Genomic DNA, 20,895 nt, shown 5'->3' on the forward strand with positions numbered 1-20,895 from the left:
CCGTTCACGCGGACGCGGAAAACCGCTAGGACAGACGGACGGGAGACATTCATGAGCGCCAAACGCATCCTGTTGATCGTCGGCGGCGGCATCGCCGCCTACAAATCCCTCGAACTCGTGCGCGAGCTGGCGCGGCGCGGCATCGCAACGCGGGCCATCCTGACCCGCGCCGGCGAACAATTCGTCACCCCGCTTTCCCTTGCCGCGCTGACGAAGGACAAGGTCTATACCGACCTCTTCTCGCTCACCCATGAAGCCGAGATGGGCCATATCGAACTGTCGCGCTCGGCTGATCTCGTCGTCGTCGCGCCGGCCACCGCCGACCTGATCGGCAAGCTGGCCGGCGGCCTCGCCAATGACCTTGCCTCCACCGCGCTGCTGGCGACGGACAAACCGGTGCTGCTGGCGCCGGCGATGAATGTCAGGATGTGGCAGCATGCGGCCGTTCAACGGAATGTGGCGCAATTGCAAGCCGATGGCATCGAATTGATCGGCCCGGACGAGGGCGATATGGCCTGCGGCGAATTCGGGCCGGGACGCATGGCGGAACCTGTCAGGATCGCCGATGCCATCGAAAGCCGGCTGTCGCGGCAGTCCGCATGAGCCTGTCCGGCCTGCGCATTGTCATCACCGCCGGGCCGACGATCGAGCCGATCGACCCGGTCCGCTTCCTGTCCAACCGCTCGAGCGGGAAGCAGGGATACGCCATCGCCGCCGCGCTGGCTCAGGCCGGGGCCGACGTGACCCTCGTCTCCGGCCCGACCTGCCTGGCCTGTCCCGCGGGCGCGCTGCGGATCGATGTCGAGACCGCGCGCGACATGCTGGCCGCGGTCGAGGCCGCCCTGCCCGCCGACATCTTCATCGCGGTCGCGGCGGTGGCCGACTGGCGGCCGAAACACGCCGCCCCCCGCAAATCCGAAAAGTCCGCGGCAGCGCCAACGCTCGAACTGGTTGAGAATCCCGACATCCTCAAAGCCGTCGCCGCCCTGCCCCCGAACCGGCGCCCGCGCCTCGTCATCGGCTTTGCCGCCGAGACCCACGACCTACTCGACCGCGCCCGCGCCAAGCGCGTTCGCAAGGGCTGCGACTGGATCGTCGCCAATGACGTGTCGGGCGACGCGATGGGCGGCGCCGAGAATGCCGCCACCTTGATCACACCCGAATGGGAAGCCGAATGGCCCCGGGCCGGCAAGGACCGTATCGCAGACCGTCTTGCCGACGCGATCGGGAATTGGGCCGCCGGAGCCGCGATCACATAAGCGTGTGTGGGCAGATTCATGACGCCGGCGTAATGTTGTGCGGGAACGAAGAAGAAGGGGAATCATCCATGAAAGCGATTGCGCTTCCGCTGCTGGCTGGGCTGGTCCTGACCGGCGCGCCGGCCCTGGCCCAGGGCCCGGAAACCGAGATTGTCTGTCACGCCGTATCGCAGGGCGGGGCAGAGCGCACCCAACTGATGGGCCGGACGCTGATCGAACGCACCGCCGACGCCGGACAATTCCATCTCAACTTGCCGGCCGGCATGGCAGTCGAATCCGTGGTTTGCCTGCGCACCAGTGCGGTTCCGGCCCCGAACGACTACGAGATCCTGCTCGATGGTTACCCGCTCTACGTCATTGCCGGGGAAGGCGAGGCGCGCACGATGACGCTGCTTGAAATCGTCGACCAGCAATTCCGCGTCCGCATCATCGAAGGGCGCCTGACCGCCGAGGAACGCGCGCTCGCGGCCGAACGCCTCGAATACTACACCGCGATGGTCAATCAGGAGGGCTGACCCCCGCCCCGGTCTGACATCCGGACGATTGGACACGCCCCGCTTGCGCGCTATGCAGGCGGGCGTTCCGTTTTCCGAGGGGGTGATTCCCGTGCCGCTGACCCTGCCCGTAAAGCCGCTGCCGCATTTCGACGGGCTCGACCTGCCGAAATACCAGACATCGGGCAGCGCCGGGCTCGACCTGCCCGCCGCCGTTCCGGCCGATGAGCCAGTCACCATCCCGCCCGGCGAATGGCGGATGATCCCGACCGGCCTCTCCATTGCCCTGCCGGACGGTTATGAGGCGCAAGTGCGCCCCCGCTCCGGCCTCGCCGCCAAGAAGGGCGTCACCTGCCTCAACACGCCGGGCACGGTCGATGCCGACTATCGCGGCGAGATCCGCGTCAATCTGATCAATCACGGGCCTGAGCCCTTCGTCGTCCAGCGCGGCGAACGCATCGCGCAGATGGTGATTGCGCAATTCACGCAGGTCGACTGGGACGTCCGCGACAGTCTCGACGAGACCGCGCGCGGTACGGGCGGCTTCGGCTCGACGGGGGTCTGATTTCGGATCAGATCGGCGCGTCGTGCGTGACGGACCGGATGCCGTCGACACGCGGATCGCGCACCAGGTCCGACGGCCTGAGCGCCCGCGACAGCCACAGCCCGTCGAGCGCCCGCGCGCGGGACAGTGCGACATAGGCCTGGCCGTGGGCAAACATGCCGCGCCCCATGTCGACATAGAGCTTGTCGAGCGTCAGCCCCTGCGACTTGTGCACCGTCATCGCCCATGCGAGGCGCAGCGGCAGTTGCTTGAAGGCGCCGATCACTTCCTGGCCGATCGCCTTTTCCTTCTCGTCATAGACGTATTTGACCCGCTCCCAGTCGACCGGGTCGACCCGCACGATCTCCGTCCCGATACGCACCCGCACGGCGCCGCCTTCAACGCTGTCGACCTCTCCCAGCGTGCCGTTGACGAAACGCCCGCCGGGATCGTTGCGGATCATCATCACCCGCGCGCCCGGCTTCAGCAGCAGCGGCGATTCGGTCGGGAAAAGGCGCGGATCGAACTCGCCCTTCACCGCCCCGTCAAAGGCCGTTTCCCGTCCCGGCAGGGCAGCGAGGCGCTGCGCATTGATGCGGAAGGCCTGCTCATTGGTCGGCGTCAGCACGACATGGGTCGCGCTGGCATCAAAGCCGGTCGCCTGCGTCACCCGCTCATTGAGGCGCGCGGCCTGCGACTGCGTCAGATCGGCATCGCGCACGCCGGAGAGAATGTCGATGAAATCGGGATCGTCCTGGCGGAACACCGTATCGAGTTCGAGCCGCAGAAAGCCGGCATCGGCGAAGGCGGGCGAGTTGAAGAAGAAGGGCCCGCCGAATTCCTCGTCGAGATATTGCGCCACCTCGCCCTGCACCACCGGCGGCAGCTGGGCCAGATCGCCGACGGCGATGATGCGGACACCGCCGAAGGGTTCGTCGATCCCGCGATTGAGCCGCAGCGACAGATCGATCGCCGACATCAGGTCGGCGCGCACCATCGAGATCTCGTCGATCACCAGCGTCTTCAGCGCCCTTATGACCTTGGCATGGCGCAGCCGCTTCACATCGCCGGGCGAGATCAGCCGCGGCGGCAGGCGAAAGAAGGAGTGGATGGTCTGCCCGCCGGCATTCATGGCGGCTACGCCGGTCGGCGCGACGATCGCCGCATCCTCGCCGGCCTGGTCCATGAAACGGCGCACCAACGTCGTCTTGCCTGTACCGGCCCTTCCGGTCAGGAAAATGTGCGCGCGCCCGCGGACCAGAAGGTCAAGGGCGGCATCGGTTCGCGAATCGGGTCGTGTGGCGGGTGCGGACATGGCCGCACCCTGCCCGCTATCGGCGCGGCGCGCTATGCGGAGGGCTCGATTTCCTCAGCCACGCAGGCATCGCCGACGAAGCGGAAATCGCGCACGATCCCGTCACGCCCGATGATGAAGCGGGTCTCGCACTCCGTCGTCCAGTAGCGCGGCGGTTCGTAGACATAATCGGTATACGACTCGGTGCGGGTCCGTACATTCCCGTCCTCGTCCTCGTAAGTGATCGTTCGCGTACGCGTCACCGGCCGGTTGCCGCCCGGTGCCGAGTGGTCGAATTCGCGGTAATAGGTCCAGACCTCGCTGCCGTCCGACAGGCGGTCCTGGGCCACCGGCGATCCCCATTCCAGCAGCAGCGCATCGGAATGCGCGCCGACGAACAGAGCCGTCTGCTGGCGATAGCCTTCCGTGGTCGCGCAGGCTGCGAGCAGGCCGGCAGCGGCTGCGGTCAGGATGAGATGGCGAAATTTCATGACGCTCCCCCGTCTTGGCGTACACATCCCAGCCTTTATGCACCGACCTGAACCGGAGATGAAAGCCGTGGCGGGGGGAAATCGGCTCTGTTACCCCTGACAGCGATGAGCGACATCGATATCGAACGCTTCGCCCGGCACATCGTGCTGAAGGAAATCGGCGGCCCCGGCCAGCAGGCCCTGGCCCGCGCCCGCATCTTCATCACCGGGGCGGGCGGGCTCGGCGCGCCGGCGGCGCTCTATCTCGCCGCCGCCGGTATCGGTCATCTCACGATCGCCGACCCCGACACGGTCAGTCTCGACAATCTCCAGCGCCAGATTCTCTACCGCACGGACGAGGTCGGCCAGCCCAAGGTCGAGCGGGCGAAGGCCGCCCTGACCGCGCTCAATCCCGGCACCGCGATCGACGCGAAAAAGGTCGCGCTGACGCCCGCCAATGCGCGGGACCTGATCGCAGGGCACGACCTCGTGCTCGACGGAACCGACGATTTCGCGGCGCGCTTTGCCGTCAACGCCGCCTGCCTCGCGGAAGGCATCCCGCTCGTTTCCGGCGCGGTGGGCCGCTGGGACGGGCAGGTCGGCGTCTTCAACGCCGGTCCGGACGCGCCCTGCTATCGCTGCCTGGTGCCAGCCATACCCCCGGACGCGGAAACCTGCGCCCGGGTCGGCATTGTCGGCGCCCTGACCGGTGTGATCGGTTCGCTGATGGCGCTTGAGGCGATCAAGCACATTACCGGTGCGGGCGAGACGCTGGCCGGCCGCCTCCTGATCTTTGACGGGCTGGGCGGCGAGGCGCGCACGCTGAAACTCGCCCGCGATCCGGCCTGTCCGGGCTGCGGGCGGGGCTAATCAGCTTCGACGGGCACCGCCGCTTCACCCCGGTCGTCTTTCGAGGACAGGTTTGCCCAATCGGCGAAAGGATCGGACCCGAAACGCTGCGGCCCGATGGTGCGGTTGAGCAGCCAGATCGACCGGTTCATCTGCTCGCGCAGATTGGCCCCGGGAGTCAGGGAATGCCCGATGCCCGGAAGCTCGTCATAGCGGTACTCCATTCCGGCAGTCTCGAGCGCCATGGCCATCAAGCGGGACTGTTCGACCGGCACAATCTCGTCCGCATCGCCGTGGAACAGCAGAACCGGGACGCGGTATTCGCTGGCCAGATTGACGGGAGAAACCTGTTGCAGCCGGTCCGAGTCGGAATCGGGATCGCCGATCACCTCGCGCCAGTATTCATAGGCATCCTCGTCGCGGTCCCGCCACCCCTCGACAAAGGCCGGCAGATCCGTCGCCGCGGCGCTGGCGATGACGCATTGGTAGGCGTCCGGCGCCATTGCTCCGCCGACAAGGGCGGAATAACCGCCATAGCTGAACCCCATGATGCAGATCCGGTCGCGCGCGGCCCGTCCCGTTGCGACCAGGTGTTCGACACCGTCGGTGACATCATCCTGCATCACCCCGCCCCATTGACGATATCCGGCCTCGGCAAACGCGTCGCCATAACCCGATGACCCGCGGAAATTCGGCTGGAAGACGGCATAGCCATTGAAGGCGAGATATTGCGCCACCGGATCGAAATCATAGACGTCCCGCATTTCGGGGCCGCCATGCGGCATGACCACGAGGGGAACGGACACGCCGGACCGTCCGGCCGGCAGCGTGAGATAGCCGGTCAGTTCCAGCCCGTCGCGCGCTGTGTAGCGCACGATCTCGACTGGCGAGAGGTCATCGAGCGGAATGTCCGGGCGCGACAGGTAGAGCGGATCAATGCTGCGCGCCTCGGTGTCATAGACATAGTAGGCACCTGGCTCCGTCGGGCCGGAGACGTAGAGCGTCATGCGATTTCCGGACAGGTCGAGCGGCACGACCGAAACCTCGCCGCCGAAGAAGCCCTCGATTCCGGTCAGATGCCGCTGAAGGCGCGTATCGGCGAAGACAAAATGCTGCCGGTCCTCGACATAGACATGGCCGACATAGCGCCGCGTGCGAGGATGCACGAGCGTGCTGTCGATATCGACCCGTTCGTGGGTCGCCACGGTTTCGGCATAGGTGCCGCTGGCTAGGTCGTAAAGATAGACATTGTTCCGGCCCGCGCCTTCCGGCCGCCCGTAGACATAGATCATGTTGGGATCGTCAGAGAGGCCCGCCCACTCGAATTCCGGTGCGAGGTCCGACAATTCGTTGATCCGGTAGGAGGCAGCCCGCCGCCAGCGCGAACGCGGCTGGTCCCGCGTGAAGACAGTGACGCGTCGTCCGCGGGCGGACACTTCGACGCGCATGACGGCGTGACCGTCCGGTCCCGTGTACCACATTGCGGTGCGGCTGTTTCCGCGTTCGGCGACATCGGCCTGGCCGGTGTGCACGTTGACACGCCAGAGATGGTGGGCCCGGCCCCGCCAGGCGGACATCAGGATATGGTCCGGGTCGTCGGGCAGAAGGTCGGTGATGTTGTTGAGGTCAAGATTGCGCAGATTGCCCGTGACATTGCGGCCTTCGTCGTCGAACAGGGCCACCGCATTGGTCAGGGTCTCTCGCGGCACCGACATGACCCGGGAGACAGGGAAGCGTATCGCCCGGCCAATGATTTCGACTCCGCCCAGCGACGCGACGGTCACAAGGATCCGGTCTTCATTCGCCCAGTTGATTTCGAGAATGGCAAGTTCGCCGAAACTCGCCCTCCGGTCCGCGGGCCCGTCCGGAGCGTCGAGATCGCGCACGATTAGCACATCGCCTTCCCCGTCTTCCTGCGACTGGGCGTAGAAGGCGAGATATCGTCCGCTGGGTGACAGTTTCGGCGACGAGTATTCCGGGGCAGCGAGAAGCTGGTCAAGGATGTCGGACGCTGCGTCCGGGTCCGGGCTCTGGGATGCCGCGACGGCCATGCCCGCCAACCAAAGACAGAACGTCAAGAATAACAATCGCATCGCATCCCCCCTCAGCGAAGGGAGAGAATGCGACAGCCCGGCGTCCAGCGCAATCTTGGATGGATCAGTCCCGGCTGGTCAGCGCCAGCCACAACCCGATGGCGACACCGGGAAGCAGGCCGAACAGGACGCCGAGCACGGGATTGCCGGTTGCCAGGGACAGGATCAGGAAGAGCAGACCCCCGCCGCCCACGCCGCCTGCGAAATGATTGGCACTGAAACGGGTTCGTCCGGACGAGGAGTTGTCATTCATGCCGGAAACCATCGCCCCGCCGGGATGACGGGGCGATGGGGAGCGGATGAATTCGCGGTTACGGAAATCGCGGAACCGTGAAGCCTAGCCACAGCGCATGTCGGCCGGCCAGCGTTCGGCGGCACCGGTCAGGTCGTAATAAAGGATCGCCGTCATGCGCGGCGTGCAGATGAAGCGCCAGCTCCAGGCCTCGGTCAGACCCGCGAGCGGGTCGGCGGCGAGAACCTCTTCCAGTGTCAGTTCGGCCTCGACCTCGGTGCGGACCAGTTCGCGGGCAGTTCTCAGCATGGCGATGGAATTCTCCACGTCCTGCCGCGTCGCCAGGGGGCCGTGACCGGGGATGATCTGCGTGTCGGGACCGGCGATTTCCAGCGCGCGCTCCATCGCGGCGAGATAGCCGTCGACCGACCCTCCGGCCGTCAGGTCGATGAAGGGGAAGCGCTGGTTGAACATCACATCGCCCATGTGCAGCACATCCGCCTCGCGGAAATACGCGAAGGCATCCCCGTCCGTATGCGCGTTCGGCACGTGGGTGACTTCGATCGTCTGCCCGTTCATGTGGAAGGTGATGTCCTGCCCGAAGGTCAGGAGCGGCAGAACATTCGGGTCCTGCGTCCATTCATCCTCGGACGCCGCCAGACGCACCCGGATATTGTCATGCGCGACGACCGTCGTGCCTTGCGCCGCGAAATGCGCATTCGAGCCGGTGTGATCGCCATGCCAGTGCGTGTTGAGGATGAAGCGCGGTACGCCCTCCTCGGCATGCCCGGCAATCGCGGCTTCGACCTGCGGACCCGTGCCCGGCAGCTGGTCGTCGACCAGCAGCACGCCGTCCGGTCCCGGCAGGACCGCCAGGTTTCCGGCCATGCCCGTGTCCAGCATCACGATGCCGCCATTGAGTTCCGTCGCCGTGAAGGTCAGCTGAGGCGCCTCCTGGGCGAATGACGCGGAGACGGTCGCGGTGGCGAGCGCCGTGGCGAGAATGAGGTGACGCATGGATTCCCTCCCCTTTGGGTGTTGCGAAAGCATATAGGGCCGGCGGGTGGTTTGTCCCGCCCCCGGGGTCAAATTCTGGCGGTCACGTTTTCCCGGACAGCGCTTTCAGCGCATAGATCACGTCGAGCGCCTCGCGCGGCGTCAGACTGTCGGCATCGATGGCATTGAGCCGTTCTTCGACCGCACTCGGCTTCGCCGGAGCGGGTGCCGGCATGGCCGTGAACAGCGGTAGGTCGTCGAGCCGTGCAGACGGATGATTGTCGGCCTCCAGCCGTTCAAGGATCGTCTTCGCCCGATCAAGCGCCGCCGGCGGATAGCCGGCCCGCCGCGCCACCTCGATCCCGTAGGACCGGTCTGCGGCGCCCGGCGCGACCGTGTGCAGGAAGACCAGCTCGCCCTTCCACTCCCTCGCCTTCAGCGAGACATTCCCGGCCGCGTCGAGATCGTCGGCCAGCCGCGTCAGCTCGTGATAATGCGTGGCGAACAGGGCCCGGCACTGGTTTACGGCATGAAGGTGCTCCGCCGTCGCCCAGGCGATGGACAGGCCGTCGAACGTCGCCGTGCCGCGGCCGATCTCGTCGAGAATGACGAAGCTGTGCGCCGTCGCCTGGTTGAGGATGGCCGCCGCCTCGATCATTTCCGCCATGAAGGTCGAGCGCCCGCGCGCCAGATCGTCCGCTGCCCCGACCCGCGAATAGAGCCGGTCCGCCAGGCCGATCTCGGCCTTTGCCGCCGGCACGAAACTGCCCGCCTGCGCCAGCACCAGGATCAGCGCATTCTGCCGCAGATAGGTGGATTTACCGGCCATGTTCGGCCCGGTCACGAAGGTCAGGCGCGGCCCCTCGGCTCCCGCGCCGTCAAGCCTGCAGCCATTCGGCGTGAACGGGCTGTCGCCGGCCTTTTTCAGGGCCGCTTCGACGACCGGATGCCGCCCGCCCTCGATCCTGAAGACCGGCGTGTCGCGCAAGACCGGGCGTGTCGCGCCGCAATCCTCGGCCCATTCGGCAAGCCCCGCCGCGACGTCGAGGCTGGCCAGCGCCTGCGCTGCGGTGCGGATCGCCTCGGCCTCGGTCTCGACCCGTCCGCGGAAGCGTTCGAAATGTTCGAGTTCGAGGCCGAGCGCGCGCTCGGCCGCCCCGGCAATCCGCGCCTCGATTTCCGCAAGCTCGGTCGTGGAGAAACGCACCGCATTGGCCATGGTCTGGCGGTGGATGAAAGGCTCGGTGCCGATCAGCGTCTCGCCATGCTTCGCATTCACCTCGACGAAATAGCCCAGCACATTGTTGTGCTTCACCTTCAGCGACGAGATGCCCGTGGCCTCGGCATATCGCGCCTGCAGCCCGGCGATCACCTTGCGGCTCTCATCGCGCAGCGCGCGGGCCTCGTCGAGCGCCCCGTCCCAGCCCGGTGCGATGAAGCCGCCATCGCGCGCCATCAGGCCCGGCTCTTCGCTCAGCGCGGTTTCGAGATCCGCAACGAGCTTCGCCAGTTCCTGACGCGGTGTCAGGTCGAGCGCCGCGGCCGCATCGGCCAGACGGCTGGGCAGCAGGCCAGTCGGCCGCTGCGACAATTCCGCGGCGAGCGCCTCGCCTTCGCGCAGGGCGCAGGCCAGGGCGGCGAGATCGCGCGGTCCGCCGCGCCCCAGCAGAAGCCGTGTCAGCGCGCGCTCGGGATCACCCGCCGCCTTGAGCCGCGATCTTATCGTCTCGCGCTGTGCGCGGTCGCCATGGAGAGCGGCGACGGCATCAAGCCGCGCCTCGATCTCCGCACGCTCGGTCGAAGGCCGTCCGATCCGCGCCGCCAGCAGGCGCGCGCCCGGTGCCGTCACCGTGCGGTCGACCGCGTCGAGCAGGGAGCCCTTGCGGTGGCCCTGCAGCGTGCGCTCGATCTCGAGGCTCGCCCGCGTCGCCGGGTCGATCGCCATGACCGACTGCGCCGCCTGCCGCTTCGGCGGGGCGAGCCGCGCGGGCGACCCGGCCTGGGCCAGTTCGAGATAGTCGAGCAGCGCCCCGAGCGCCGAGACTTCCGCGCCAGTGAAGTCACCGAAAGCGTCAAGCGTTTGGACCCCGAAGCGCGATTTCAGCCGGCGCTCGCCCGAGGCGCGGTCGTATTTCGCCTTCGCGAGACCCGTGATCCGCGCCCGCGATCCCAGCAGCCCGGCCTCGCCATAGCGCGTGTCCTCGACCAGGATTTCGACCGGGTCGATTGCCGCAAGGTCGGCCGCCAGCGTCGCAGGTGTCGAGGGCGCGGCAGCGAACTCCCCGGTCGAAACCTCCGCCCAGGCGAGCGCATGGTCGCCCGCCGCCGTGACACAAAGCGCCGCGATCCGGTTCGCTGAACGCGCCTCCAGCAGCGTGTCCTCGGTCAGCGTGCCCGGCGTCACCACGCGGACGATCTGGCGCTCGACAACGGATTTCGAGCCGCGCTTCTTCGCTTCCCTGGGATCCTCGGTCTGCTCGCCGATCGCGACCTTGAAGCCCGCCCGGATCAGCCGCGCCAGATAGGCTTCCGCCGTCGCCGCCGGCACGCCACACATCGGGATCGGCTCGCCCTGGTGCTCGCCGCGTTTCGTGAGCGCAATGTCCAGCGCGGCCGCCGCCCGCGCCGCGTCATCGAAGAACAGCTCGTAGAAATCCCCCATCCGGTAGAACAGCAGCGCATCGCGCGGTGCTTCCTCACGCAGGGTGAGGAATTGCGCCATCATCGGGCTGGCCCCGTCCTGGGTCGGGAAGCGTCGGTCTTTGAGGTCTTCGGCGGACATGTGGGGGCGAAACTGGCGGGGATTCGCGGTAGGCGCAAGCAGGCGAAACGCTTGTGCTTTGGCGCGTCCCGGCTAGGCTCGACGGGACAGACAAATCAGACCTGCCAGACCTGAGGACGCCAGCCCCCATGGCCGACCGCACTTCCCCCGTCGACGACAACGAAGCCCTCGCCTTTCACAAGGACCCGGTGCCCGGAAAGCTGGGCATGATGGCGACCAAGCCGATGGCCACCCAGCGCGACCTGTCGCTGGCCTATTCGCCGGGTGTCGCCGCGCCCGTGAAGGCGATCGCCGAGGACCCGGACAAGGTCTACGACTACACCTCGAAGGGCAACATGGTCGCCGTCGTCTCGAACGGCACCGCCATTCTCGGCCTCGGCGATCTCGGCCCCGCCGCCTCGAAGCCGGTGATGGAAGGCAAGGCGGTGCTGTTCAAGCGCTTCGCCGATGTCGACGCCATCGATATCGAGATCGAGGAACGCGACCCGGACGCCTTCGTCGAATGCGTCGCCCGCTTCGGCAATTCCTTCGGCGGCATCAATCTCGAGGACATCAAGGGGCCGGACTGCTTCATCATCGAGCAGGCGCTGCGCGAACGGCTCGACATTCCGGTCTTCCATGACGACCAGCATGGCACGGCGATCATCTCCGCCGCCGGCATCATCAATGCCTGCGAGATCACCGGGCGCGACATCGCTGACCTGAAAGTGGTGGTCAATGGCGCCGGCGCCGCCGGCATCGCCGTGCTCGAACTCCTCAAGGCCATGGGCGTGCGCGCCGAGAACGCCATATTGTGCGACTCGAAAGGCACGATCTTCCAGGGCCGCGAGGACGGCATGAATCAGTGGAAGGCCGCCCACGCCGCCCCAACCAAGGCCCGCTCGCTGGCCGAGGCGATGGAAGGCGCGGACTGCTTCCTCGGCCTGTCGATCGCCGGCGCGGTCGACGAGGCCATGGTCCGCTCCATGGCCAGCCAGCCGATCATCTTCGCGATGGCCAATCCCGATCCGGAAATCCGGCCCGAGGCCGTGCGCAAGGTCCGCAATGACGCGATCATCGCCACCGGGCGGTCGGACTATCCCAACCAGGTCAACAACGTCCTCGGCTTCCCCTACATCTTCCGCGGCGCACTCGACGTGCGAGCCCGCACGATCAACGAAGACATGAAGATCGCCGCCGCCAATGCGCTCGCCGCGCTGGCGCGCGAGGATGTACCCGACGAGGTGTCGGCGGCCTATCACGGCCAGCGCCCCAGCTTCGGCAAGGACTACATCATCCCCTCGCCCTTCGATCCGCGCCTGATCTCCTGGGTGCCGCCGCACGTCGCCAAGGCAGCCGTCGACAGCGGTGTGGCGCGCAAGCCGGTGTCCGACATGGGCGGCTACCGCGCCGCGCTCGCCCGCCGGCTCGACCCGACCGCCGCGCTTTTGCAGCGCATCCAGGGCGCGGTCAGCGGCAAGGGCAAGCGCATCGTCTTCGCCGAGGGCGAGGAGCCGTCCGTGATCCGCGCCGCCTACGCCTTCCAGAACCAGGAATTGGGCGAGGCCGTCCTGGTCGGCCGCGAGGAACAGACCAAGGCGAACATGCGCCTTGTCGGCGTGCCGGAAGACAGCCTCAGGATCGTCAATGCCCGCCTGTCGACCCGCAACCGGCATTATACCGACTATCTCTATGCCCGCCTGCAGCGCGGCGGCTATCTGAAACGCGACGTCCAGCGGCTGGTGAACAATGACCGCAACGTCTTTTCCGCCTGCATGGTCAAGCTTGGCGATGCCGACGGCATGGTCACCGGCGTCACGCGCAATTACGACGCCGCGCTGAAAGACGTGCTCTCGGTGCTGGCCCCGGCGGAAGGCCGCCGGGTCATCGGCATGTCGATCGCGCTGACGCGCAACCGCACCCTCTTCATCGCCGACACCAATGTCACCGAATTCCCGGAACCCGAACAGCTCGCCGACATCGCCTGCGAGGCGGCGCTGGCCGTGCGCCAGATGGGCTTCGACCCGCGCGTCGCCTTCCTGTCCTACTCGACCTTCGGCAATCCCGCCGGGCAGCGTTCGGAGAAGATCCAGACCGCGGTGAAACTGCTCGACATGCGCGGCGTCGATTTCGAGTATGAAGGCGAGATGGCCGCCGACGTCGCCCTCGATCCGGGCCACCGCGTCCTCTACCCCTTCTCGCGCCTGACCAAGCCCGCCAACGTACTGATCATGCCGGCCTTCCACTCGGCCTCGATAGCCACCAAGCTCCTTCGGGCCGGCGGCGGCGCGACCGTGCTGGGGCCGATGCTGCTCGGCACCGAAAAGCCGGCGCAGATCGCCCGTCTCGGCGCCACGGTGTCGGAAATCGTCACCCTTGCCGCCCTCGCCGCCTACGATTTCAGCCCGGTGGCCGAGGACGAAGCCGCGGAATAGGCGTCAGGCGGGTTTGGCTCCGGGGTCGGCGAGTTCGCGTTCGGCGAATTTGTGCTCGCCGCGGACTGCCTTGCTGCGCGACATCATCAGAATGACGAGAAGACCAGCGGCGGGGAGGGTCCACGCCGCAGTGATGATGAAGAAATTCACCCAACCGACGGCATCCGCCAGCATGCCGGAAAACCCTGACAGGAATTTCGCGAACAGCGCATAGAAGGAGGAGAGCAACGCGTATTGCGTGGCGGCGTTGGCCGGATCGACCAGGCTGGACATGTAGGCGATGAAGGCCGTTGTAACGAAGCCGCCCGCGAGATTGTCACCCACAATGGCGATCGTCAGCTTCCAGTAGTCTTCCGGACCCGCCGTCGCTGCCAGCCAGGCATAGGCCCCATTGGTCACCAGCGTGATCACCAGCCCGACAGCAAGCGACTTCATCAGGCCGAAGCGATAGGCCGCGACGCCGCCGAGGAAGAGACCGCTGATCGTGGCGATCAGACCCGGCCCGCCCTGGATGCCGCCGAGGATCGCCCGGTCGAAGCCGATGTCCGAATAGAGCGGGCTCGCCATCACCCCCATCGTGAAATCCGACATCCGGTAAAGCATCAGGAAGAGGATGACCGGAATCACCCACCAGTGCAGAAGGGCAAAGAATTGACGCAGCGGCTCCCAGACCGCGCGCACGACCTTCATCCCGAACGACCCTTCAAGGGCGCGCTTTCCTGCACCAGCGGCGGGCTCCTTCATGAAGAAGACCAGAACGGCCGAAAGGGCCATGGCCGCCGCCATGGCGAGGAAGGACCAGGTCCAGTTGGACCATTCGGAAATGGCGAGGCCCAGGCCGGACGTCATGTAGGCCACCCGGTATCCGAGCGAATACGCAGCGGCCATGTTGGCCTGCATCCGGTTCGGTGCGCTCTCGATCCGCCAGGCATCAATCGCCACGTCGAGCGTGGCACTGGAATAGGACAGCAGGATTGCGGCAATCGCGACCGGGATCAGCCCCTGGGTGGGATCGGTCTGCGAAATGATGACCAGAGCGATGACCGTTCCGGTGATCGCTGTCACGATCCACGATCGCCTGGCACCGAGCAGCTTGTGAAGGAAGGGGACCTGGACCCGGTCAATGATCGGCGCCCAGAGGAATTTGAGCGTGTAGGACAGCGTGACCCAGTAGAAAAAGCCGATTGTGGTGCGGTCGATCCCCGAATCGCGCAGCCAGTAGCTGAGCTTCTGGAACACCATGTAGAGCGGCAGACCGGACGCAAATCCAAGGATCAGCATCGAGAGCATGACCGGGGTGAAATAGACCCGCACCGTGTCGCGCCAGGTGCGCTGCTCGGTCACCGCCGCGTCCGCCATGCCCGTCCTCCGTCTATCCGGCGACGAGCCTTAACCGCTTTTGCCCCCGGCACAAGGCGTTCAAGGTCTTCGTGAGCGCTTCGGGATTGACCGGCTTGGCGAGGAAATCGTCCATCCCGGCGGCGAGGCAGGACTGACGGTCTGCCTCGGTCGCATTGGCGGTCAACGCCACGAGGGGAATGTTCAGCCGCTCGGCGCGCACTGCGCGCGCCACGCCGGGGCCGTCGAGCTCCGGCATGCGCATGTCGAGCAGCGCCCCGTCGAGCCCGCCCAGCCGGATGCGCTCGAGTGCTTCCGCGCCGTCGCTGGCGCGTTCCGGCGTCGCACCGAGCCGCGACAGCGTCTTTTCCGCGATCAGCGCGTTCACTGGGTCATCCTCGGCTACCAGAATCCGTAACCCCATCAGCGGCAGGGCACGGCTGTGGGCCGGGTCGTCCCCGGTCTGCGAGGCCGCCGCACCCGTGACGAACCGCACAAGGCTGGTCCGGCGCACCGGCGTCACGAGCCAGCCTTGAATTCCGGTGGGCGGGTGCGCCTTGACCCGGTCCTTGCCGGCCGCATCGGTCAGCACAAGGGTCCGGCCGGGACGGCCCGCGCGGGCCGCCTCGGCCCAGCCAGCCTCGACCAGCAGAACGCCGCCCTCGATGGCGGACAGACGGTCGGGCGACCCGATCGTCTCGGCATCCGCGCCGAGCGCGCGGGCCTGATCGGCCAGCGCGTCGCGCAGCATGCGGTTGGCCGTGGCCACATGAACCGCCATTCCGGCCAACGGGCGGTCGGCGCCGGCCGCCTTGCGCACCGGCAGAGGCAGCGCCGCCCAGAAGGACGAGCCTTCCCCGGGCCGGCTTTCGAAGCCGACCTCGCCCTGCATCGCCTCGGCGAGCCGCTTGACCATGGCCAGGCCCAGACCAGTGCCACCCTCACGCTGTTCGCGTTCCGCCGCGCCGCGTTCGAACTGTTCGAACAGGTTGGCCTGGTCGGCTTCCGATATCCCCGGACCGCTGTCGCGGACCGTCAGGATCAGGCGCGTCCGGCCTTCGACATCGGTATCGCCCGACACGTCGAGCCGGACGCCGCCGGTTTCGGTGTATTTGACGCCATTGCCGACGAGGTTGAACAGGATCTGCTTGATCCGCCCGAGATCGCCGAGCACCTCTTCCGGTGCCGTCTCGTGGATCACGGTCGCCAGCGCCAGCCCCTTCTGCTCGGCGCGCGGCGTGAGCAGTTCGACGACCTGGCGCGCCGCGGTCGCCGGGCAGAGCGGCTCAGGCCGCAATTCCAGCTTGCCCGCCTCGATCCGCGACAGATCGAGAATCTCGTCGATCAGGTCGAGCCCGTGCGCCGCGGTCTCCTTGATCGCGCGCAGATATTCCTTCTGGTCGGGTTTGAGCGGAGTCTGACCCAGCAGCCGCGCCATGCCGAGCGCGCCGGACAGCGGCGTGCGCAATTCATGTGTGACCGAGGCGAAGAACAGCGCCTTGGCGCTCGCCGCCTGCGCCCGCGCCTCGTCATCGGCCCGGCGGGCCGTCACGTCCCGGCCCATGGCGATCGAGCCGCCGCCCGGCATCGGGCGCTCATCCCATTCGATCCAGCGCATGCCGGAGCGGGTTCGCATCATCGCATCATAGCGGCGCGACCCGCCGCCTTCGCGCCCGGCCGGGGCGATGGCGAACCAGCGCCCGGCCCAGTCCGACCGGCTGCCGCCGAACGCCGCCAGGAAGGCGTGATTGACGAATGTGACCCGGCCGTCGGCGGCGCGCGCCAGGGCCAGTTCGCCGACCGCGTCGAGCGCGGCCAGCGCAGCCTCCGCCTCGGGCGGGGCCTGGAAGGGGATATCGCCGGTCATCGTGACGGCGAGACTGGCACGAACACGGTTAAGGAAGCGTCGAGAGCGGAACGGATTGGGGAGGATCAGAAGATGAAGCGGGCGACGACCGGATAGACGAGTGTGGCGACCGCTGCGTGCGTCATTTCTTGGACCAAAGGACGCTCTGGCGTCACACCTGCGATCGTGAAGAGGGTCAGGACAAGGACGATGCATGCCGGAAGGAAAATCCAGTCATTCTCGATCCACTTTCTGGCAGGCGTGAGCTGCCCGCCCACGACCAGGGAAGCGATCGCAACGCAGACCAGGGTTTGCGCGGGGCCGGGCCATCCGCTTTTCGCGAGAGCCGTCATCCCCAGGCCGACACCGAGCAGCAGGCAAAAGCTGACGATGCCAGAGACCAGTTCCGCTTTTCGGACCCTGGGGCCTGTTCTTGACGTGTCGTCCCGCAAATCTCGCCCCGATGGCTGCCAGCATCGGGACGTAGCATGTATTCGCCTCGTTGAACGCCTTCACACCGGCCGCATCGCCACCTGACGTACCGCGCCCATGCCCGTATTCTGCCGGGGCGGCGAACGCCGCAGTGACAGCGCTTCGGCGATATGCACCCGGCGCACCCCGTCCGAGCCGTCGAGATCGGCAATGGTGCGGGCCGAGCGCAGGACGCGGTGATAGCTGCGCGCGGTCAGCCCCATGGCTTCCGCGGCCTGATTGATCAGCGCCCGCCCGCCGGCATCGGGTTCGGCGACATGGTCGAGCAGGTCGGCCGAAAGCCGCGCATTGAGCCGACCGCGCTCGGCCTGCGCCGAACGCGCGTCGGCCACGCGGGCGGCGGCTTCCGCCGTGCCTTCCGCCGGGGACGGCAGGGCCAGATCGGCGGGTGTGACGGGCGGCACGTCGACATGCAAATCGATCCGGTCCATCAGCGGGCCGGACACCCGGGCCTGATAGTCCGCCGCGCAGCGCGGACCGCGCGCGCAGGCCTCGCCATTGGTGCCCGCCCAGCCACAGCGGCATCAACGCGTTGCCTTTTTTCCGGGGCGCCTCTGTTCACAGTGTCATTCAAAAGCCGCTGCCGCGCTTTCCGCCATCGTTGGGCGGTCGGCTGAAACGAAAGCGATTCAACTTGGGACTAAGACAGCGCGACGTTGCACAGCTGCTAACCGTCAATGAATGGACGTACCGCGATTGGGAGCAGGACAACTACCTTCCCTCTGTGCGCAACCGAAGAAAGGTCGATCGATTATTAAGCGGGTTGTCCGTCTCGACGGACGATGTGGATGGCGATCAGGCCACCTAACCCGGCAGGTGCTGCATATAGGCATCAGTTGGGGCGAAGCGCGATTGGATTGGGTTCGGAGGTCCTAGAACATGACTCTCCGATCGGCAGTCACGATCTTCGCGACGAGTATACTCGGGGAGCATTTCGTATACTTTTGAACTCTAAGCGCGGCTAATCGGATCTCAACGCTAGAACTTGGTACATCATGTCCGATGCCTTCGCACGGGCGGCCAAAGCTGCCAAAAACCACGCGAGGACCGGCAGCGCGAAGAGCGCCAGGCGACCACCGATGCTCATGTCGACCAGAGCTGCCGTGAGCCAAGGCCCCGGCGCGCTCAGGACCGCCACGGCCGCCAAGTCGCGAAAAGCGAGATAGCTTTTGTGAGATTGGACGACGCTTGGATCGTTCCGATACGTCTTGTACCAATTGTACCAAAGAGCATTTTGTTCTTGTGGAGACAGTGACGGAGCTCCGCCCGCATCGCGAATCTTCTGCCAGTCGATCCGGTTGTCATGTTGCTTGTCGAATACACGATGAGCGGGCATCCGGTTGCCCGACCGCCAAAACACGAGAACTTCCTTAGCAGACCTCGGAAGTACGTCTTTGAACCATGCGGCCCCCAGCCAAAATAATGCTGAAACGAGCCCGACGCCGCCAAATCTGAGGGCCGCACCCTGAGCATCGACCGAGTTGAGAAGGGCCATCCACGAACCGCTTGATGCAAACGCCTGCAGAGCAGCGAGAAGAGCGAGATAGGGAATCACATAGCGGGACAAAATTCCCGACTTCAGATCAGTCGACACCTACAATCCCTTCGTTCAGTTCGCCATTGAGGCTCATGCGAAGAAAAAGCTCGTTGTTGCTGAGGATTGCCATAAAAACCGGCTCCCCGCTTGAAGCAAAAAAGCGCGTCAATTCATCGAACATTTTATTATCGGTCGAGCTCGGCTTCGCGGGTGCGTGGTCCGGGTGGGAATGCCACTCGCCGACGTAACGAAGCTGCCCGAGTGACCGATCGCTTAGCGACTGAGCGTCTTCCGAGAGCCGATTACTCCCCCGCACAAAGCAATTCGGTCGGAGCTCACTGTCGGACGGAGCCGGCAATGCCGCAGCGATACAGACGCGCTTGTGGGTGCGATCTACGATTCCGAAGAGAGCACCGCCAGTTTCAGCCGGAAGGGACGCGGTACGCAAAGCGGTCAGCTGTTTCAGAAGCCGTCGTGAAAACCGAACCGTCCATGGCTCGAAGTCCAGTCGAAGGGAATTGGAAGTGCTCAGCTCGAAAGAACGCACGCTACCTGTTTCGCGATCATAGCGCCAAAGGGCCGCGAACGAGCCGGTCGAGTGGATCCGCCTTCGAAGCTGTCTGGAGGCGATTGAACCAAGGACCGCGACGTCGTCGCCGCTCATATGAACGCTCACGTCGCGACATCCATTTCCGTAGCGGGTGGCGCCTGGAACGGCTTCGAGGTGCCCGCCGAAGACGTCTTCACAGGAGATCTGAGCATAATAGTCGGCTTCAAGGTCCCAAAGGTCAGCGGACCTTTCTTGGTCTTCTCCCAACATGACCAGGTCGGTGCCCGCCGGGTTTAGAAATGCGGATATACGGCGGGCTGGCGATGGATGCTCTGCGATCACTCGCGCCGCCGTTACTGACGCGCTTATGTCCAAGATGACCGACGCCTCACCCAACGCTCGGTCCAGTTCCTCGCTGGCCTCGCCCGGAGAGCTCACATCGCAGTCAATTGCTTTTGCTGGACTGGTTCGCGGCATGAGCCAGTGAGCAAATCGTCCAACTCCATGCGCTTTGCGCTCGGCGATGGAGGCATCGCCAAGAATATGACGCGCGGTGTTGTGGGGGAGGAAGATATCGGAGTCCACAAGCGTCCATTCTCCGAAGCCCGCCCTCGTAGACGCCAGAAAGACTGTCGAGCCCAAGGCACCGACACCGATCGCGAGGATCTTGGTCTTGTCTGCTCCTTCCTCTCCAGAGAATCCCGCGAGCTCTTCGCTACCCACTTCGAATTGGACGGTAAGCGGGTCGATCCTGACCGAGACGAGCTGCTCAGGTGACGGATTTACGCCGAGCATTTTTCCGAGACGACCTGAGGTGGGATCTCGCGCGACGAGACCAAGGGTTTCGGCCAAGGCTTCGATCGACTTATCGCAATAGAATGCCCAGTACTCGTTTCGGGTGTCGTCGCAAGCGTCAGAGGTCCACTTCTGAACGTTCAGAAGAATGATCAGTTGGCAACTTCGCCGGTTCGTATCCATCCCGAACTCGGTAGCCCATGTCGCTATTTGCTTTGTCAGAGGCTCACTCACCCCATCAAGCACCTCAGCCAGTTCAGCTAGGTTTCTCGGTGCAAGGCGCGTGGCCCGTTGCGGAATCGGACCTACAACCCGTGAGAAAATGCAGAAAGCTGCATCCTGTGCATTCCGCGGTCTCGCAGGGTCCTCGAGGCGTAGGACGAAGCGACCGAAAGGCCTCTGCGTGTGGCGTGTCGGCACGACCACGGGCGCCTCACCGACCGGCGGGAGTCCAGGCAGGATAAGTGTTCCGGCCGCATTTCGCAGCAGGGGTTCCAATGGCTGATCTGGATCATGAAGTGTTCCGGCCGCAGCACACTCCAGCCAGCGCTTGAGCGCTTCCAAAAGGCCGATCGGTGTGAGGTTGCCTCGGATTTCGTCAAAGGGCGCGAACCAGATGCACAGCGTATGCGGGAAGTCCTGATCGCCGACCATGACATGCAGCGGCTCTTTTGGGAAATCATCCCGGGCAGGGACGAACTCCGGCTGCAGGTCCTGCTCCGCGCTGAACACGATCGCGATTTGTTCGACTGGCCGAATGTCGACGACCGGACGTTGAGCGACGCCTAGCTCGATTTCGACCAAGACGACGTCGAGTCGCCCCTTTTGATAGATTTCGACCAGCTTGAAGAACGGTGCCCCTTCGGCGAGAAGTAGCGCGACAATCTCTCGCGCGCGCACGTTCCGCAAA

General features: G+C 65.7%; 15 protein-coding genes and 2 pseudogenes. 5 read left to right on the forward strand and 12 right to left on the reverse strand.

Going from position 1 to position 20,895, the window contains the following annotated elements; genetic code table 11:
* Positions 1–51 precede the first annotated feature (51 nt).
* The 3 genes and pseudogenes from coaBC (at position 52) to dut (ending at position 2,318) form a co-directional block, all read left to right on the forward strand.
* Positions 52–1,259, forward strand: a pseudogene (gene coaBC / locus ACFOOR_RS07290) (bifunctional phosphopantothenoylcysteine decarboxylase/phosphopantothenate--cysteine ligase CoaBC).
* A gap of 68 nt (positions 1,260–1,327) precedes the next feature.
* The gene (locus ACFOOR_RS07295; RefSeq protein WP_343164904.1) at positions 1,328–1,774 is read left to right on the forward strand and encodes a hypothetical protein; all 447 of its coding nucleotides are present in this window, start codon (positions 1,328–1,330) and stop codon (positions 1,772–1,774) included.
* Between the two features lie 52 nt (positions 1,775–1,826).
* Positions 1,827–2,318, forward strand: a complete 492-nt coding sequence (gene dut / locus ACFOOR_RS07300; RefSeq protein ID WP_343164969.1) for a dUTP diphosphatase — start codon at positions 1,827–1,829, stop codon at positions 2,316–2,318.
* Between the two features lie 7 nt (positions 2,319–2,325).
* On the opposite strand, the gene ACFOOR_RS07305 is transcribed toward dut, so the two are convergent.
* Positions 2,326–3,612: an ATP-dependent DNA helicase gene (locus ACFOOR_RS07305; RefSeq protein WP_343164903.1), complete on the reverse strand. Its 1,287-nt coding sequence runs from the start codon at positions 3,610–3,612 to the stop codon at positions 2,326–2,328.
* A gap of 32 nt (positions 3,613–3,644) precedes the next feature.
* Complete coding sequence (locus ACFOOR_RS07310; protein ID WP_343164902.1) at positions 3,645–4,082, reverse strand: hypothetical protein; 438 nt, start codon at positions 4,080–4,082, stop codon at positions 3,645–3,647.
* Between the two features lie 105 nt (positions 4,083–4,187).
* Here ACFOOR_RS07310 and ACFOOR_RS07315 point away from each other — a divergent pair, with 105 nt between their 5' ends.
* The gene (locus tag ACFOOR_RS07315; RefSeq protein ID WP_343164901.1) at positions 4,188–4,931 is read left to right on the forward strand and encodes a HesA/MoeB/ThiF family protein; all 744 of its coding nucleotides are present in this window, start codon (positions 4,188–4,190) and stop codon (positions 4,929–4,931) included.
* On the opposite strand, the gene ACFOOR_RS07320 is transcribed toward ACFOOR_RS07315, so the two are convergent.
* The 4 genes from ACFOOR_RS07320 to mutS all read right to left on the reverse strand — a co-directional run bounded on the left by ACFOOR_RS07320 (position 4,928) and on the right by mutS (position 11,013).
* Positions 4,928–6,961 (reverse strand): alpha/beta hydrolase family protein, encoded by a 2,034-nt coding sequence (locus tag ACFOOR_RS07320; RefSeq protein WP_343164900.1) that lies wholly within the window; start codon positions 6,959–6,961, stop codon positions 4,928–4,930. The two genes, ACFOOR_RS07315 and ACFOOR_RS07320, sit on opposite strands and share 4 nt — an antisense overlap.
* Before the next feature lie 106 nt (positions 6,962–7,067).
* Positions 7,068–7,256 (reverse strand): hypothetical protein, encoded by a 189-nt coding sequence (locus ACFOOR_RS07325; protein ID WP_343164899.1) that lies wholly within the window; start codon positions 7,254–7,256, stop codon positions 7,068–7,070.
* Positions 7,257–7,340: 84 nt separating this feature from the next.
* Positions 7,341–8,252: an MBL fold metallo-hydrolase gene (locus ACFOOR_RS07330; RefSeq protein ID WP_343164898.1), complete on the reverse strand. Its 912-nt coding sequence runs from the start codon at positions 8,250–8,252 to the stop codon at positions 7,341–7,343.
* A gap of 82 nt (positions 8,253–8,334) precedes the next feature.
* Positions 8,335–11,013: a DNA mismatch repair protein MutS gene (gene mutS / locus ACFOOR_RS07335; RefSeq protein WP_343164897.1), complete on the reverse strand. Its 2,679-nt coding sequence runs from the start codon at positions 11,011–11,013 to the stop codon at positions 8,335–8,337.
* Between the two features lie 128 nt (positions 11,014–11,141).
* Between mutS and ACFOOR_RS07340 the strand changes: the two genes are divergently transcribed.
* Positions 11,142–13,427 (forward strand): NADP-dependent malic enzyme, encoded by a 2,286-nt coding sequence (locus ACFOOR_RS07340; protein WP_343164896.1) that lies wholly within the window; start codon positions 11,142–11,144, stop codon positions 13,425–13,427.
* A gap of 3 nt (positions 13,428–13,430) precedes the next feature.
* On the opposite strand, the gene ACFOOR_RS07345 is transcribed toward ACFOOR_RS07340, so the two are convergent.
* The 6 genes and pseudogenes from ACFOOR_RS07345 to ACFOOR_RS07370 all read right to left on the reverse strand — a co-directional run bounded on the left by ACFOOR_RS07345 (position 13,431) and on the right by ACFOOR_RS07370 (position 20,885).
* A complete protein-coding gene (locus tag ACFOOR_RS07345) occupies positions 13,431–14,786 on the reverse strand; it encodes an AmpG family muropeptide MFS transporter (RefSeq protein ID WP_343164895.1) in 1,356 nt (451 codons plus the stop codon).
* A 13-nt stretch (positions 14,787–14,799) separates the two neighbouring features.
* Entirely contained in the window at positions 14,800–16,632 is a 1,833-nt protein-coding gene (locus ACFOOR_RS07350) for an ATP-binding protein (protein WP_343164894.1), read from the reverse strand.
* Between the two features lie 65 nt (positions 16,633–16,697).
* Positions 16,698–17,063, reverse strand: coding sequence for a hypothetical protein (locus tag ACFOOR_RS07355; RefSeq protein WP_343164893.1), 366 nt, complete (start codon positions 17,061–17,063; stop codon positions 16,698–16,700).
* A 60-nt stretch (positions 17,064–17,123) separates the two neighbouring features.
* Positions 17,124–17,627 (reverse strand): annotated as a pseudogene (locus tag ACFOOR_RS07360) (magnesium chelatase subunit ChlI family protein); the annotation flags it as partial.
* Between the two features lie 437 nt (positions 17,628–18,064).
* Positions 18,065–18,697, reverse strand: coding sequence for a hypothetical protein (locus ACFOOR_RS07365; protein ID WP_343164892.1), 633 nt, complete (start codon positions 18,695–18,697; stop codon positions 18,065–18,067).
* A complete protein-coding gene (locus ACFOOR_RS07370) occupies positions 18,687–20,885 on the reverse strand; it encodes a Mov34/MPN/PAD-1 family protein (protein ID WP_343164891.1) in 2,199 nt (732 codons plus the stop codon). Before ACFOOR_RS07370 ends, ACFOOR_RS07365 begins: the two co-directional genes overlap by 11 nt.
* Positions 20,886–20,895: the final 10 nt, after the last annotated feature.

Source organism: Hyphobacterium vulgare, assembly GCF_042643335.1.
Lineage (GTDB): Bacteria > Pseudomonadota > Alphaproteobacteria > Caulobacterales > Maricaulaceae > Hyphobacterium > Hyphobacterium vulgare.